This window comes from Achromobacter sp. 1014246743, assembly GCF_059760725.1.
Genome location: NZ_JCBANA010000001.1, coordinates 117092 through 131631, shown reverse-complemented (window position 1 = coordinate 131631; position 14540 = coordinate 117092). Strand labels below are relative to the sequence as shown.

Genomic DNA, 14540 nt, shown 5'->3' with positions numbered 1-14540 from the left:
TCGGCAAGCCGAGGGTTTTTGCTGGATGGCCCGCCGCGCGACTTACTTGCGCACACCCAGGTCGCTGGGCAGCGAGGCCAGCCAGGCGGCAACGTTGCTGATGTCCTGGTCGGACAACTGCGTGGCAAAAGCGCCCATGATGGGATTCTTGCGCACATTGGCCGTGGCCGCGCTGCCCGACGCACCGCGGCGGTAGGCCTTGAGCGCATGCACCAGGTAGTCGGCGTGCTGGCCGGCCAGCGTGGGGTAGGCCGGGTCCACCGCGGTCTTGGCGTCGGTGCCATGGCACGAGGCACAATTGAATTTGTCGAACACGGCCTTGCCGGCGGCCAGGTCCTGGGCCTGGGCGGCAGCGCCCGAAATGGCCAGCGTTGCGCCCGCAAGGGCAAGCATGATGCGGTTCATGTGGTTGCCCCCTTATTTCAGATTCGAGTAGTACGCGGCGAGATCGGCGATGTCCTGGTCGGACAGGCTGCCGGCAATGGCATCCATCGTGGGATGGCTGCGCGCGCCTTTCTTGTACTCGTTGAGGGCGGCCTCGATGTATTTGGCGTTCTGGCCGGCGATCTTCGGAACGTGGTACAGCTCGGGGAACGTCGCCTTGTAGCCCTCGATGCCGTGGCAACCGATGCACATCGAGACCTTGTCGCGGGCGTTCTGGACATTACCGACCGGCGCTGCGTCTGCAGCAATCGCCTGGCCGGCGATCGCACAGGATGCCACTGCGGCCAACACGGAAACCGTGCACTTCAGAGAGAATCGCAACTTCATTGGGATGGCTCTTCTTGGTATGGCTTATGGACTAGGGCCTGCTCACACGAAAAGGCCCCCGGCAAACACGTTGCGGGTCGAACCCAACTGCAAAACCGCCTGATTGTACGATAATTGCTCAGGATTAATACCTTAAGATGGTCTTGATCCCCGTCAACCCCGAGAAGCCCGCCGATCCATGTCCGCCGCCCAGACCGCCCCTTCCGCACCGCCCGTCCGCTTCGACGGCACCGACAGCTACGTTGCCACCGATGACCTGAAACTCGCCGTCAACGCCGCACTCACGTTGCAGCGGCCGCTGCTGATCAAGGGTGAACCCGGCACCGGCAAGACCATGCTGGCCGAGGAAGTCGCGCGTGCGCTGGGCCGCCCGCTGCTGCAGTGGCACATCAAGTCCACCACCAAGGCGCACCAGGGCCTGTACGAGTACGACGCGGTCTCGCGCCTGCGCGACTCGCAGCTTGGCGACGAAAAGGTCCGAGACATTCGCAACTACATCGTGCAGGGCACGCTGTGGCAGGCCTTCGATGCCGAGCAGCCCGTGGTGCTGCTGATCGACGAAATCGACAAAGCCGACATCGAATTTCCCAACGACCTGCTGCGCGAACTGGACCGCATGGAGTTCCATGTGTACGAAACGCGCCAGACGATCTCGGCGCGCCACCGGCCGCTGGTCATCATCACGTCCAATAACGAGAAAGACCTGCCGGACGCCTTCCTGCGCCGCTGCTTTTTCCACTACATCCGCTTCCCCGACCGCGAAACCATGCGCGAGATCGTGGGTGTGCACTTCCCCGAGCTCAAGCAGGACGTGCTGCGCGCCGCGCTGGACACTTTCTTCAGCCTGCGCGATGCCCCCGGCCTGAAGAAAAAGCCGTCCACCTCCGAACTGCTCGACTGGCTGCGCCTGTTGCTGGCCGAAGACGTCAGCGCCGCGCAGATCGACGCGCACACGGCCACCGCGGTGCCGCTCATGGCCGGTGCCTTGCTCAAGAACGAACAAGACGTGCACCTGCTCGAACGCCTGGCCGCCATGACGCGCGGCGCACCGCGCCGCTAGCCGCGGCGCATTTCGGGCCACGTCCATGCTGATCGACTTCTTCTACCACTTGCGGGCCCACAAGTTGCCCGTCTCGGTGCAGGAATACCTGACGCTCGTGGATGCGCTGCGCCAGGACTTGATGACGCCCACGCTGGACGACTTCTATTTCCTCGCCCGCGCCACGCTGGTCAAGGACGAATCGCTCTACGACCGCTACGACAAGGCCTTCGGCGCCTACTACAAAGGCATCGAGGCCGCGTTGCCGGCCGGCAAGGACATCCCGCTGGACTGGCTCATCAAGCAGTTCGAGAAGAGCCTGTCGCCCGAGGAAAAGGCCGCCATCGAAAAGCACGGCTGGGACAAGCTGATGGAGCTCTTCAAAGAACGCATGCAAGAGCAGAAAGAGCGCCACGCGGGCGGCAGCAAATGGATCGGCACCGGCGGCACATCGCCGTTCGGCAACGGCGGCTATCACCCCGAAGGCATTCGCGTGGGCGGCCAGTCGGCCGGCAACCGCAGCGCGGTCAAGGTCTGGGACATGCGCCAGTTCAAGGACTACGACGACCAGGTCGAACTGGGCACGCGCAATTTCAAGGTTGCCCTGCGGCGGCTGCGGCGCTTCGCGCGGCAAGGCGCCGAGCTTGAACTCGACCTGGACGACACCATCGCCAGTACTGCGCGCAACGCCGGCCACCTGGACTTGCGCATGGTGCCCGAGCGCCACAACACCGTGAAAGTGCTGATGCTGCTCGACGTCGGTGGCAGCATGGACGACCACATCGGCCGCGTCGAAGAACTATTCTCGGCCGCGCGCAGCGAATTCCGCAATCTCGAGGTCTACTACTTCCACAACTGCCCCTACGAAAGCCTGTGGCAGAGCAATCGGCGGCGTCAGAACGAACGCTTCGATACCTGGGACGTACTGCGCAAGTACAACCCCGACTGGCGCCTGATCATCGTGGGCGATGCCACCATGAGCCCCTACGAGATCCTGCAGCCCGGGGGCTCGGTCGAGCACTACAACAAAGAGCCCGGCGCCCAGTGGATGCGCCGCCTGCTCGATGCCTGGCCCAAGTCCGTCTGGCTCAATCCCGAGCCCACGGCATCCTGGCAGTATCGCCAGTCCATCGCGCTGATGCGCGACATCATGCAGGACCGCATGTACCCCGTCACGGTGGCCGGCCTGGAACAGGCGATGCGGGTGCTGTCGAAATAGCTCAGCCGTCCACCGGCTGCGTCGGCGTATCCAGCGTCAGTTGGTAGAACGCCAGGTCCAGCCAGCGACCGAACTTGAAGCCCGCTTCGCGGAGGGTGCCCGCATGCGTGAAACCCAGTTTTTCATGCAACCGGATGCTGCCCTGGTTGGCCGCATCGATGCCGCCGATCATCAGGTGCACCTGATTGGCGCGGGCCCGTTCGATCAAGACGCGCATCATCGCTTCGCCCAGGCCCTGGCCGCGAAAACGCCCGTCGACGTAGACGGAATGCTCGACCGAATACTTGTAGGCCGGCCAGGCGCGAAAGGTGCCGTAGCTGGCAAAGGCCATCAGGTCGCCCGCTGCGTTCTCGAACCCCACCACCGGAAACCCGCCGTTGGCCTTGGCCTGGAACCACCCCAGCATTGCCTCGCGCGGCCGCGGCTTGTAGTCATACAACGCGGTCGACGTCGCGATGGCGTCGTTGAAGATGGCAAGGATCTGGTCCGCGTGCCGCTCGTGCGTACAGTCGACCAGGGTGGCGCCTTCCGGGGCGCCAAAGTCTGCGTGCGTAGTCATGCCGCAAATTGTAGCCAGCCGCGCCCGCGCCACCACAAAAAAAACCGGCGATTCCCGCCGGTTCAGTGAGGGTACTGCCGCTTCTGGCCACTCTCAGGCGGCGCGGCTCTCCACAGATCGGCTGGCGGCGTCGGCAATGCCGCGCACACCCGGGCACTGATGCCAGGACAACTCATCCGCGTCCATATCCAGGTCGAACAGGTCGTTGGCGGCGGGCCAGGGATGCTGGCGCGCCGCGGCACCCTCCATCTCGAGCACATGCCCCGCAAAGCCCCGGGGTGAACCGCCGCACTCGGCAAAATAGCGCTGGGTGTTCAGGTCCACCACGTAAGTGGTCATGTCATGGGTCAGTATGGCCACGAATTGGCCGTCATCACTGGCATAGGCGTACTGAAACTGTCCTTTGATGCGGTCGCCGCTCATGGGGCTACCGGTCAATTGGGACAAGGCACGCGTGACGATCTCGGTCAGCATGGGTCGTTCCTCCGAAAGATGCGCCGGCAGGATGCCGGCGGCGAAGGCGCGAACGACAAGCACCGTCGTCGCCTGCTGAACACGGACGGGAGCCGGGAAACGACCGGCCCCACCGCCCGCCGAGGCGGCGGCTGGCGTTGGACGGGAAGCCTGTAGACGGCTGTCGCGCATCCCGTCGGCAACAGCAACTACGTTCTGGAAAGCTTACACCCGCGACCGGCTGGACCTCAAATCCGCCCCGTCACGCCAGGACGTTGCACCGCAACATTGCACATTGGCGCGGCTTTGCACCGTTTATGCCGCGGCAACCGGCGCCCCTGCTGTATCCGCGTCACCATTTTGCTGGGCGCGCCAGGCATCGCGGCCAAGCCGGTACAGGACGTGAGTCTGCAGGGGATGTCCGTCCGGCAAGGCCGGATGCGCAAAGTGCAGCGGATCTTCAACCATGCCCAAACGCCGCATTACCGCGCGCGAGCGTTCGTTCTCCAGCACGGTGAACGAGACGATCTCGGACAGACCGACCTGCTCGAATCCCACTCGCAGCGCGGCTTGCGCAGCCTCACTGGCGTAGCCCTTGCCCCAAAACGGGCGCGCCAGGCGCCAGCCGATTTCCACGCCGGGCGCGAACGGCAACGAAGGCGCCAACGCCTTGATGCCCACGAAACCGATGAACGGCGCCACGCCGGGCGCCTCGACCGCCCAGAAGCCCCAACCGTGTTCATCGATGCCGGCGGCCAGGCGATCAGCCAAGGCATCGCTTTCCCGGGCAGTCATGGGCAGCAGATACCGAGTGACCTGCGCGTGCGCATTCATGTCGGCGAACGGCTTGCGATCAGCGGCCAACCATTGGCGTAGCACCAGCCGGGGGGTTTCGATTTCCAGTGATAAGGACATGCGCAATTTCCAGATGGGGCCGGTGAAACAGCCCGATACCACGGTGAGCGGCGCAGCCAGGCGCGCCCTGAACCATTCCCACCGTATACACTCCAACGGATTCTGCCATGCCAAAGGAATAGTCCGCCATGCGCCTGTCCATATCGAAGCTGCCGCGCCCATTGGGCGCGCTGCTGTTCTCATCCTTCCTGGCCTTCCAGGCCGGAGCCGCCAGCCTGCCGGCCGGCGTCACGGAGGCCGCCTCGATTGAAGGCATCACCGAATACCGCCTGAGCAACGGCCTGCGCGTCTTGCTGGTTCCCGACGAATCCAAGCCCTCGACCACCGTCAACATGACATACCTGGTCGGCTCGCGCAACGAGAACTACGGGCAGACGGGCATGGCCCACCTGCTGGAACACATGCTGTTCAAGGGCACGTCCACCACCCGCAACGCCATGGGCGAGTTCTCGCGCCGCGGCCTGCAGGCCAACGGCTCGACGTCCAGTGACCGCACCAACTACTTCGCCAGCTTTGCCTCCAACCCCGATACCCTGAAGTGGTACCTGGGCTGGCAGGCCGACGCCATGGTCAATTCCCTGATCGCCAAGGAAGACCTGGATTCCGAAATGACCGTCGTGCGCAACGAGATGGAGAGCGGCGAAAACAGCCCGTTCCGCATTCTCATGCAGAAGATGCAGTCCGCTGCCTTCCAGTGGCATAGCTACGGCAAGAACACCATCGGCGCCCGTTCCGACGTCGAAAACGTCGACATCGGCCAACTGCGCGCCTTCTACCACGAGTACTACCAGCCCGATAACGCGGTGCTGATCGTGGCCGGCAAGTTCGATCCGCAGGCCACGCTGGCCGACATCGAGGAAACGCTGGGCAAGCTGCCCAAGCCCGACCGCAAGCTGCCCCCCGAGTACACCGTCGAGCCCGCGCAGGACGGCGAACGCGCCGTGACGCTGCGCCGCACCGGCGGCACGCCGCTGGTCGCCGCGATGTACCACATCCCTGCCGCCGGCAGCCCCGACTTCGTGCCGCTGGACCTGGCTGCCACCATCCTCGCCGACACCCCGTCGGGCCGCCTCTACCATGCCCTGGTGCCCACCAAGCTCGCCTCGGGCGTGTTCGGCTTCACCATGGAAAACCTGGACCCGGGCCTGGCGATGTTCGCCGCGCAGCTCACCCCCGGCAAGAGCCTGGACGCCGCCATGAAAGCCCTGACGTCCACGCTGGAAACGTTGGGCAAGAAGCCCTTCACGCAACAAGAGCTGGACCGCGCGCGCAGCAAGTGGCTGACCTCGTGGGAACAGACCTACAGCGACCCTGAACAGGTCGGCGTGGCGCTGTCCGAAGCCATCGCCGCCGGCGACTGGCGGCTGTTCTTCCTGCAACGCGACCGCGCCCGCAAGGCCACGCTGGCTGAAGTGCAGCAGGCCGCCACGACCTACCTGGTGCAGAGCAACCGCATCGAAGGCCGCTACATCCCCACCGAGAAGCCTGAACGCGCACCGCAGACGCAACGCGTCGACCTGACCGCGGTCTTCAAGGACTACAAGGGCGATCCCGATTTCAAGGCCGCCTCCGCCTTTGACCCCACGCCCCAGAACATCGACCGCCTGACCCAGCGCAAGAAACTGGACCTGCCCAACGGCCCGGTCCAATTGGCACTCTTGCCCAAGGCCACGCGCGGCAATCGCGTGCAAGCCCAGATGCTGATCCAGTTCGGCAACGAGAAAGACCTGCTCGGCCAACGCGTCAATTCCGGCGCCGTGGCCGATCTGCTGACGCGCGGCACCGCCAAGCTGTCGCGCCAGGACATCCAGGACCGCCTGGACAAGCTGCAAGCCGAACTGGGCTTCAGCGGCGCGGGCACCACGCTCAAGATCGCCATGTCGACCAAGCGCGAAAACCTGCCCGAACTGACCCGCCTGGCGCTGGACATCGTGCGCAACGCCAACTTCCCGAAGGAACAGCTCGAGGAATACCAGCGCCAGCTCGAAACCTCGATCCAGAATGCCATGACAGAGCCCCAGGCCCTGGCCGGACGCGCCCTGGCCCGCCAGGACAACCCGTGGCCTGCCAACGACCTGCGCTATGTACCGACATTCGAAGAATCGCTGGCTGGCGTGCGCGCGCTGAACCGCGATGCACTCGTCAAGTTCCACGCCAAGTTCTATGGCGCCGGCAAGATCGAGTATTCGGCCGTGGGCGATTTTGAACCCGAAGCCGTCGAAAAGGCCATCAAGGACGGCTTGGCCGGCTGGAAGCGCGCCCCCGCCTACACCCGTGTGGGCAATCCGTACCGCGAAATCCCGTCCAGGCAGTTCGACATCGACACCCCCGACAAGGCCAACGCGTTCTATGTCTCGCGCATGCCCTTGAAACTGCAGGATACCGATGCCGACTACCCGGCGCTGTATCTGGCCAACTACCTGTTCGGTGCATCGGAAACCTCGCGCCTGTGGAATCGGGTGCGCGAAACCGAGGGCCTGTCCTACAACGTGCGCAGCTCGCTGTCGGTTTCGTCCTTCGAGCCCAGCGCCAGCTGGACCATGTACGCGATCTATGCGCCGCAAAACCGTGAGCGCCTGGAAAAGGCCATCGGCGAAGAACTCGCCCGGGTGCTGAAAGACGGCTTCACGGACAAGGAAATCTCGGACGGCATTACCGCACTGCTGAACTACCGCAATCTGGCCCGCGCCCAGGACGACGTGCTGGCCAGCACCTGGCTGGACTACCTGCAACGCGGTCGCACGTTCGAATGGTCGGCCGAGATGGACAAGAAGATCTCTGCACTCACGCCCGAGACGGTCAACGCCGCCCTGCGCAAGTACCTGCGCCCGGACGGCTTCAGCACCGCGGTTGCCGGCGACTTCAAGAAAAAGGCGCCCTGACGCGTCCAGCCGCTCTCAGCGGCAGTCGAGCCCCTGCCCCGGCAGGGGCTTTTTCATGGGCGGACGCCTTGTCCCCACCGCTGCTGGGCGACCAGCGAGGCAGAGACCATGCCATTGACGGGGAGATATTTCCATAACCTGTCGATTACACGGTTATTTGGAAAGATGTTTTCAAGATATACGGGTTTATCCCAGGTGGGATGGCGCGCACAATTCAGTCATCGGGAACAAACAACGAACCACGACGGAAGGCCGCCGGATTCGGCCCCGTTTACAACGAATTGGAGGTCATTATGAAAACCCTGACAACTACCCTGCTGATTTCCCTAGCCCTGGTGGGCGCTGGCGCCCAAGCGGCCGGCGTCGAGCAAGCCAAGTCGAGCGCCCAAGTCGCCACCGAGCTGCAACAAGCCAAGGTCAGCGGCCAATACACCTTCGGTGAACTGGACTACCCACCCGCCCTGCCCCAGGCAACCAGCCTGAGCACGCAGGAAGTGCAAGCCCAGCTGCAACAAGCCAAGACCAGCGGCGAATACACCTTCGGTGAACTGCAATACCCGCCCGTCAAGGCGACGTCTGCCAGCGCCAAGTCGCGCGCCGACGTCCAGCAGGAACTCGCGCAGGCCAAGGCCAGCGGCCAATACACGTTCGGCGAACTCGAATACCCGCCGATCACCCGGTGAGCTGCTTGCTGTAGCCCGGCCGGCCTCAGGCGGCATCATGGCCTGGGGTCGGTTTTTTCCGGCAACAGCGGCGGATCGTCAGCAGTAGCAGTAGAAGTGGCAGTACCTGTCGTTGCAGTATGAAGTCGTAGTTGCGGTATGTAGTCGCTGTAGCACCAAGTCTTAGCAGTACGCAGTAGCAGTGTTGGAAGCAGTAGCTGTACCAGCAGTACGAACCGCGGCGCAAGCCGCGGTTTTTTTATGCCTGCAAAGAAAACAGCCCAAGCCCGGATGCCATCCAGTCCTGGGCTGCGGCGCGCCGCCACGCGGCGCGATCACCTCAGGCGATTCAGCTGAAGAATTCCTTCACGCGGTCGGTCCAGGATTTGCTTTGCGGCGAGTGGCGGTCGCCCCCGTCGTTCAGCGAAGCCTCGAACTGGCGCAGGATGTTCTTCTGATCATCGCTCAGGCGCACCGGCGTCTCGACCACGACATGGCAGTACAGATCGCCCGGATAGCTGCCGCGCACGCCGCGGATGCCCTTGCCACGCAGGCGGAAGGTCTTGCCGGACTGCGTGCCTTCGGGAATCGAGATCTCGGCCTTGCCGCCCAGCGTCGGCACCTGCAGCTCGCCGCCCAGGGCCGCCGTGGTGAACGGAATGGTCAGCTCGCAGTGCAGATCGTCGCCATCGCGCTGGAAGATCTTGTGCTGCTTGATGTGGATTTCCACGTACAGGTCGCCCGGCGGGCCGCCGTTGATGCCAGGCTCACCATTGCCGCTGGAGCGGATACGCATGCCGTCATCGATGCCGGCAGGGATCTTGACCTGCAGCGTCTTGTTGCGGCGGATGCGGCCCACGCCGTCGCAGGCGGGACACGGGTCGGTGATTTCCTTGCCATTGCCGTGGCAGGTCGGGCAAGTCTGCTGCACGCTGAAAAAACCCTGCTGCATACGCACCGCGCCCGAGCCGCCGCAGGTGCGGCAGGTCTTGGGCGAGGTGCCGGCCTTGGCGCCCGAACCGTGGCAGGTATCGCAATTTTCCCAGCTGGGCACGCGGATCTCGGTATCGAAACCGGCCGCAGCCTGTTCCAGCGTGATTTCCAGCGCGTACTTCAGGTCGGCGCCGCGATACACCTGCGGGCCACCGCCGCGACGGCCACCGCCCCCGCCGCCAAAGATTTCGCCGAAGATGTCGCCGAAGGCATCGGCGAAACCACCGCCCATGCCACCGCCCATGCCGGCGGAATTGGGGTCCACGCCCGCATGGCCGTAACGGTCGTAAGCGGCGCGCTTCTGTTCATCACCCAGGACCTCGTAGGCTTCCTTGGCTTCCTTGAACTTCTCTTCGGCTTCTTTGCTGTCCGGATTGCGGTCCGGATGGTATTTCATGGCCAGCTTTCGATAGGCCTTCTTGAGTTCGTCGTCCGAGGCGTTTTTCGCCACGCCCAGGACTTCGTAATAGTCGCGTTTTGCCATGATCCGTGGGCTCAAAAAAGAGCCTTCTTTTCAGTGCTACAGAATGAGTTCGCCCGGTAGGCGGATTTCTCCGGCTACCGGGCGGCAGAGGCTGGTCAGCGCCCGGCCATTATTGGTCGCGCTTGACTTCCTTGAAGTCGGCGTCGACGACGTTGTCGTCCACCGGCTTCGCGTTGTCGGCCGCTTGCTGCTGGCCGGCGGCTTGCTGCGCCTGCATGTCGGCGTACATCTTTTCGCCCAGCTTCTGCGAGGCGGTCGACAGGGCTTCCACCTTGGCGTCGATCGCGGCCTTGTCGCCTTCCTTCAGCGTGTCTTCCAGGGCCTTGATGGCGGCTTCGATGCTTTCCTTTTCGGACGCCTCGAGCTTGTCGCCGTATTCGGTCAGCGACTTGCGGGTGGCGTGCACCAGCGCATCAGCCTGGTTGCGCGACTGGGCCAGCTCGGCCACGCGGTGATCTTCCTCGGCATTGGCCTCGGCATCCTTGACCATGCGCTGGATCTCGTCTTCCGACAGACCCGAGTTGGCCTTGATGGTGATCTTGTTTTCCTTGCCGGTACCCTTGTCCTTGGCCGACACGTGCAGGATGCCGTTGGCGTCGATGTCGAACGTGACTTCGATCTGCGGCATGCCACGCGGCGACGGCGGGATCCCTTCGAGGTTGAACTCGCCCAGGGCCTTGTTGCCCGCGGCGATTTCGCGCTCGCCCTGGAACACCTTGATCGTCACGGCCGGCTGGTTGTCGTCAGCGGTCGAGAAGGTCTGCGAGAACCGGGTCGGGATGGTCGTGTTCTTCTGGATCATCTTGGTCATCACACCGCCCAGGGTTTCAATGCCCAGGGACAGGGGAGTGACGTCCAGCAGCAGCACGTCCTTGCGGTCGCCCGACAGCACGGAACCCTGGATGGCGGCGCCAGCGGCGACGGCTTCGTCGGGGTTCACGTCCTTGCGCGGATCCTTGCCGAAGAATTCCTTCACCTTTTCCTGGACCTTGGGCATGCGGGTCATGCCGCCGACCAGGATCACGTCATCGATGTCGGAAACCTTCACGCCAGCGTCCTTGATGGCCACGCGGCAGGGCTCGATCGTGCGTTCGATCAGTTCTTCGACCAGCGCTTCCAGCTTGGCGCGCGTGATCTTCAGGTTCAAGTGCTTCGGACCCGAGGCGTCGGCCGTGATGTACGGCAGGTTGATCTCGGTCTGCTGGCTCGAGGACAGCTCGATCTTGGCCTTTTCGGCGGCTTCCTTCAGGCGCTGCAGGGCCAGCACGTCCTTGGACAGGTCAACGCCTTGTTCCTTCTTGAACTCGGCAATGATGTAGTCGATGATGCGCTGGTCGAAGTCTTCGCCGCCCAGGAAGGTGTCGCCGTTGGTCGACAGCACTTCGAACTGCTTTTCGCCATCCACGTCGGCGATTTCGATGATGGACACGTCGAACGTGCCGCCGCCCAGGTCATACACGGCGATCTTGCGGTCGCCCTTCTCGGTCTTGTCCAGGCCGAACGCCAACGCCGCCGCGGTGGGCTCGTTGATGATGCGCTTGACTTCCAGGCCGGCGATGCGGCCGGCGTCCTTGGTGGCCTGGCGCTGGCTGTCGTTGAAGTAGGCCGGCACCGTGATGACGGCTTCGGTCACTTCCTCGCCCAGGTAGTCCTCGGCGGTCTTCTTCATCTTGCGCAGCACGTCAGCCGACACTTGGGGAGGCGCCATCTTCTTGCCGCGCACTTCCACCCAGGCGTCGCCGTTGTCGGCGCGGGCGATGGTATAGGGCATCAGGTTGATGTCCTTCTGCACCGCTTTTTCTTCGAACTTGCGGCCGATCAGGCGCTTCACCGCGTACAGGGTGTTGCGCGGGTTGGTGACCGCCTGGCGCTTGGCGGGCGCGCCCACCAGCGTTTCGCCGTCGTCCATGTAGGCGACGATCGAGGGGGTGGTACGGGCGCCTTCGGCGTTTTCGATGATCTTGACCTGACCGCCGTCCATGACAGCCACGCAGCTGTTGGTCGTGCCCAGGTCGATGCCAATAATTTTGCTCATGGTCGGGTTACCTTGAATATATCTATGAAAATAGAGAGAAATTTCCTGTCCCCACATAACTGGGGCTGCCTGCAGGGTTTTTCAAGACGCCTGGCCTGAATTTTCAGCCGGCGCTTCCTGCAGGCGGCGGATCGCCGCCGTGAACTGGGGCAATCCGGGCCAGCCGGTAATGCGTCCTAGCCGTTTTCCGGCCCGATACAGCACAAAAGTGGGGACGCCATGCAGCGAAAAGCGGCGGCCCAGCGGTTCGTCGGCGTAGACATCAGCCTCGAACCAGCTCAAACCCAGGCCCAGCAGGGTGTCCTGGTGCAACAGGGCCGCCTGCTTGAAGAGATTGCAGTTATAGCAATCCTGGCCCCACAGGAATACGCAGCGCAGGTCCGATCCCGGCGCCTGGACCACGGCCCCGTCGAATCCTGCGGTGTCGACATGACGCATGCCGAATACCGCGAAGACCTGGGCCGGATCGAAACGGGGATCGTTCATGGCTCGCTTTCCGCTCAGCCCTGGCCGGCGGATACCACGACCAGGGCCGGACGCAGCGTGCGGTCGGCGATGGCATAGCCCTTCTGCAGCACTTGCACCACCGTGTTGGCGGGCTGCTGCGCGGGAATCGACGAAATAGCCTGGTGCAGGTGCGGGTCGAACTTGTCGCCCTGGGCCGGCGCGATTTCCTTGAGCAGGTTGCGCTCGAAGGCGGCGGCCAACTGCTTGAGGGTGACTTCGACGCCTTCGCGCAGGGTGTCCACGGTCTGGTCAGCCTGGGCCAGGGCGGCCTCGAGGCTGTCCTTGACCGGCACCAGGCTCTCGGCGAACGACTCGATGCCGAACTTGCGTGCCTTGGACACTTCTTCCTGGGCGCGGCGGCGGACATTCTCGGCCTCGGCGTGGACGCGCAGAAGCTGGTCGTGCTGCTCATTGACGGTAGCCTGGGCCGCGTCCAGCTGGGCGCGCAACTCGTTCAGCTCGGCCTGCGCGGCGTCCTGGGCGGCGGGGGCCGCATCGGCGTTTTCGCCAAAACCGGGCGTCTGGTCTACAGGCTCGTGGGGTGCCGTCATGGGGAATCCTCCAAAAAGAATGGCTTTCGCAGACATGAATGGGGGCCAATACCCCTATTTCAAGCCCGGGAAAGCAAATATTCCCCCTGCCGCCCGCCGATCAGGTCATTTCTTGTGCGGCTGCGTCGGGGCCGTCGCATCGCTGGGGGGAAAGCTCTCTTTCAGGGCGCGATCGACGCGGGGATCATCATCGGGTTCAGGGCTGATCGACACCGGATCGCTGGCCGGAAAGGTCTCGGCCAGGGCTTCGTCCAGATCGTGTTCGACCTGGTCTTCTTCCACCGGGGTGCTGACGCGCCCCTTCTTCTCCAGCTTGCCCGTCTTGGGATCATGGTGCATACGCCCTCTCCTTCAAGTCCGTGGATGCGTAGGCCATCCTCGCAAGTGCCGTTCCACCAGGCTGGCCAACCCTGCGATCCAGGCGGGATCGTCGTTGAGCGCCGGGATGTAACGGAACTGCTTGCCACCGGCCTCGATGAAGGCGTCGCGGCATTCCAGGCTGATCTCTTCCAGGGTTTCCAGACAGTCTGCCACAAATCCCGGACACACCACATCCACCGCGGTCACCCCGGAGGCGGCCAGCGCCTTGAGCGTGGGTTCGGTATACGGCTCGAGCCAACGGGCGGTGCCGAAGCGGCTCTGGAAGGTCACCTCGATCTGCTCGCGCGGCAGCGACAGGCGCTGAGACAGCAGCCGGGCGGTCTCCATGCAATCGCGATAGTACGGATCGCCCAGCTCTATGGAGTAGCGCGGCAGGCCATGAAAGCTCATGACCAGTTTCTGCGGCTGACCGTGCTCAGCCCAATAGGACTCGATGCGGGCGGCCAGGGAATCCAGGTAGGCGGGTTCTTCGTGAAAGCGCTTGATGAAGCGCAATTCGGGCTGGTCGCGCAGGCGTGCGGCGTGGCGCGTGACGGCATCGACCACGGTGGCCGTGGTGCTGGCGGCGTACTGCGGGTATAGGGGCACGGTCAGGATGCGCTCGCAGCCCTTTGCCCGCAGGCGGGATATCGCGTCGGGAATCGACGGATTGCCGTAGCGCATGCCCAGCGCTACCTCCGCGTCGACGCCGGCTGCCGTCAGGGCCGCCTGCACGCCCTCGGCCTGGCGGCGGCTGTACACCATCAGCGGCGAGCCTTCCTTGAGCCAGACACCGGCGTAGCGCGGCTCGAGCTTCTTGGGACGCAGCGTCAGCACCAAGCCATGGAGGATCGGCTTCCAGAGATACCGAGGTATCTCGATGACGCGCGGATCGGACAGGAACTCGCCGAGGTACTTGCGGATGTCTTTCCTGGTGGGGGTATCCGGCGTGCCCAGGTTCACCAGCAGCACGCCTACCCTGCCCGGGGCCCGCGGCGGCGGATCCTCGTTGAAGGGATCGTCCTGCTCGGTTTCGGGCAGGTAGCGTTCAGGCCAGAGATACTTGAACAGGCGAAGAAACACAAAAACTCCCCTTCCTCCGCAAGGAGG

The 14540-nt window shown here is 63.8% G+C and carries 15 protein-coding genes; 4 read left to right on the top strand and 11 right to left on the bottom strand.

Going from position 1 to position 14540, the window contains the following annotated elements:
* Positions 1-42: 42 nt before the first annotated feature.
* Both AC6LJ2_RS00645 and AC6LJ2_RS00640 read right to left on the bottom strand, forming a co-directional pair.
* A complete protein-coding gene (locus tag AC6LJ2_RS00645; protein ID WP_263914659.1) occupies positions 43-405 on the bottom strand; it encodes a c-type cytochrome in 363 nt (120 codons plus the stop codon).
* 12 nt (positions 406-417) lie between these two features.
* Entirely contained in the window at positions 418-771 is a 354-nt protein-coding gene (locus AC6LJ2_RS00640) for a c-type cytochrome (RefSeq protein ID WP_025136876.1), read from the bottom strand.
* A 178-nt stretch (positions 772-949) separates the two neighbouring features.
* On the opposite strand from AC6LJ2_RS00640, the gene AC6LJ2_RS00635 reads away from it, so the two are divergent.
* Positions 950-1831: an AAA family ATPase gene (locus tag AC6LJ2_RS00635; RefSeq protein ID WP_263914660.1), complete on the top strand. Its 882-nt coding sequence runs from the start codon at positions 950-952 to the stop codon at positions 1829-1831.
* Positions 1832-1856: 25 nt separating this feature from the next.
* Positions 1857-3029 carry a vWA domain-containing protein gene (locus AC6LJ2_RS00630; RefSeq protein WP_263914661.1) on the top strand — a complete coding sequence of 391 codons (1173 nt, stop codon included), beginning with the start codon at positions 1857-1859 and terminating at the stop codon, positions 3027-3029.
* 1 nt (position 3030) lies between these two features.
* Here AC6LJ2_RS00630 and AC6LJ2_RS00625 read toward each other — a convergent pair whose 3' ends face one another.
* From AC6LJ2_RS00625 to AC6LJ2_RS00615, 3 genes are all read right to left on the bottom strand, one after another.
* A complete protein-coding gene (locus tag AC6LJ2_RS00625; protein WP_263914662.1) occupies positions 3031-3588 on the bottom strand; it encodes a GNAT family N-acetyltransferase in 558 nt (185 codons plus the stop codon).
* A gap of 93 nt (positions 3589-3681) precedes the next feature.
* On the bottom strand, positions 3682-4062 hold the full coding sequence (locus AC6LJ2_RS00620) for a hypothetical protein (protein WP_263914663.1): 381 nt from the start codon (positions 4060-4062) through the stop codon (positions 3682-3684).
* A gap of 294 nt (positions 4063-4356) precedes the next feature.
* The gene (locus AC6LJ2_RS00615; RefSeq protein ID WP_263914664.1) at positions 4357-4956 is read right to left on the bottom strand and encodes a GNAT family N-acetyltransferase; all 600 of its coding nucleotides are present in this window, start codon (positions 4954-4956) and stop codon (positions 4357-4359) included.
* Between the two features lie 128 nt (positions 4957-5084).
* Here AC6LJ2_RS00615 and AC6LJ2_RS00610 point away from each other — a divergent pair, with 128 nt between their 5' ends.
* Positions 5085-7838, top strand: coding sequence for a M16 family metallopeptidase (locus AC6LJ2_RS00610; RefSeq protein ID WP_445658294.1), 2754 nt, complete (start codon positions 5085-5087; stop codon positions 7836-7838).
* 293 nt (positions 7839-8131) lie between these two features.
* Entirely contained in the window at positions 8132-8521 is a 390-nt protein-coding gene (locus AC6LJ2_RS00605; RefSeq protein WP_263914666.1) for a DUF4148 domain-containing protein, read from the top strand.
* A gap of 328 nt (positions 8522-8849) precedes the next feature.
* Here the strand turns inward: AC6LJ2_RS00605 and dnaJ are convergent, their stop codons facing one another.
* The 6 genes from dnaJ to hemH form a co-directional block, all read right to left on the bottom strand.
* Positions 8850-9977: a molecular chaperone DnaJ gene (dnaJ, locus tag AC6LJ2_RS00600; RefSeq protein ID WP_263914667.1), complete on the bottom strand. Its 1128-nt coding sequence runs from the start codon at positions 9975-9977 to the stop codon at positions 8850-8852.
* Positions 9978-10086: 109 nt separating this feature from the next.
* The gene (gene dnaK, locus AC6LJ2_RS00595; RefSeq protein ID WP_263914668.1) at positions 10087-12012 is read right to left on the bottom strand and encodes a molecular chaperone DnaK; all 1926 of its coding nucleotides are present in this window, start codon (positions 12010-12012) and stop codon (positions 10087-10089) included.
* 81 nt (positions 12013-12093) lie between these two features.
* Positions 12094-12498: a thioredoxin family protein gene (locus AC6LJ2_RS00590; protein ID WP_263914669.1), complete on the bottom strand. Its 405-nt coding sequence runs from the start codon at positions 12496-12498 to the stop codon at positions 12094-12096.
* A 14-nt stretch (positions 12499-12512) separates the two neighbouring features.
* Positions 12513-13070, bottom strand: coding sequence for a nucleotide exchange factor GrpE (gene grpE, locus AC6LJ2_RS00585; RefSeq protein WP_263914670.1), 558 nt, complete (start codon positions 13068-13070; stop codon positions 12513-12515).
* A gap of 105 nt (positions 13071-13175) precedes the next feature.
* On the bottom strand, positions 13176-13409 hold the full coding sequence (locus tag AC6LJ2_RS00580) for a hypothetical protein (protein ID WP_498150519.1): 234 nt from the start codon (positions 13407-13409) through the stop codon (positions 13176-13178).
* Between the two features lie 12 nt (positions 13410-13421).
* On the bottom strand, positions 13422-14513 hold the full coding sequence (hemH, locus tag AC6LJ2_RS00575) for a ferrochelatase (protein WP_263914672.1): 1092 nt from the start codon (positions 14511-14513) through the stop codon (positions 13422-13424).
* Between the last annotated feature and the right edge of the window lie 27 nt (positions 14514-14540).

What these genes read in the sequence shown, in the direction of transcription:
- AC6LJ2_RS00580 (WP_498150519.1), bottom strand. Translation starts at nt 13,409, where the DNA reads ATGCACCATGATCCCAAGACGGGCAAGCTGGAGAAGAAGGGGCGCGTC.
- AC6LJ2_RS00620 (WP_263914663.1), bottom strand. Translation starts at nt 4,062, where the DNA reads ATGCTGACCGAGATCGTCACGCGTGCCTTGTCCCAATTGACCGGTAGC.
- AC6LJ2_RS00630 (WP_263914661.1), top strand. Translation starts at nt 1,857, where the DNA reads ATGCTGATCGACTTCTTCTACCACTTGCGGGCCCACAAGTTGCCCGTC.
- dnaK (WP_263914668.1), bottom strand. Translation starts at nt 12,012, where the DNA reads ATGAGCAAAATTATTGGCATCGACCTGGGCACGACCAACAGCTGCGTG.
- AC6LJ2_RS00625 (WP_263914662.1), bottom strand. Translation starts at nt 3,588, where the DNA reads ATGACTACGCACGCAGACTTTGGCGCCCCGGAAGGCGCCACCCTGGTC.
- AC6LJ2_RS00610 (WP_445658294.1), top strand. Translation starts at nt 5,085, where the DNA reads ATGCGCCTGTCCATATCGAAGCTGCCGCGCCCATTGGGCGCGCTGCTG.
- AC6LJ2_RS00640 (WP_025136876.1), bottom strand. Translation starts at nt 771, where the DNA reads ATGAAGTTGCGATTCTCTCTGAAGTGCACGGTTTCCGTGTTGGCCGCA.
- AC6LJ2_RS00645 (WP_263914659.1), bottom strand. Translation starts at nt 405, where the DNA reads ATGAACCGCATCATGCTTGCCCTTGCGGGCGCAACGCTGGCCATTTCG.
- AC6LJ2_RS00635 (WP_263914660.1), top strand. Translation starts at nt 950, where the DNA reads ATGTCCGCCGCCCAGACCGCCCCTTCCGCACCGCCCGTCCGCTTCGAC.
- grpE (WP_263914670.1), bottom strand. Translation starts at nt 13,070, where the DNA reads ATGACGGCACCCCACGAGCCTGTAGACCAGACGCCCGGTTTTGGCGAA.
- dnaJ (WP_263914667.1), bottom strand. Translation starts at nt 9,977, where the DNA reads ATGGCAAAACGCGACTATTACGAAGTCCTGGGCGTGGCGAAAAACGCC.
- AC6LJ2_RS00605 (WP_263914666.1), top strand. Translation starts at nt 8,132, where the DNA reads ATGAAAACCCTGACAACTACCCTGCTGATTTCCCTAGCCCTGGTGGGC.
- AC6LJ2_RS00590 (WP_263914669.1), bottom strand. Translation starts at nt 12,498, where the DNA reads ATGAACGATCCCCGTTTCGATCCGGCCCAGGTCTTCGCGGTATTCGGC.
- AC6LJ2_RS00615 (WP_263914664.1), bottom strand. Translation starts at nt 4,956, where the DNA reads ATGTCCTTATCACTGGAAATCGAAACCCCCCGGCTGGTGCTACGCCAA.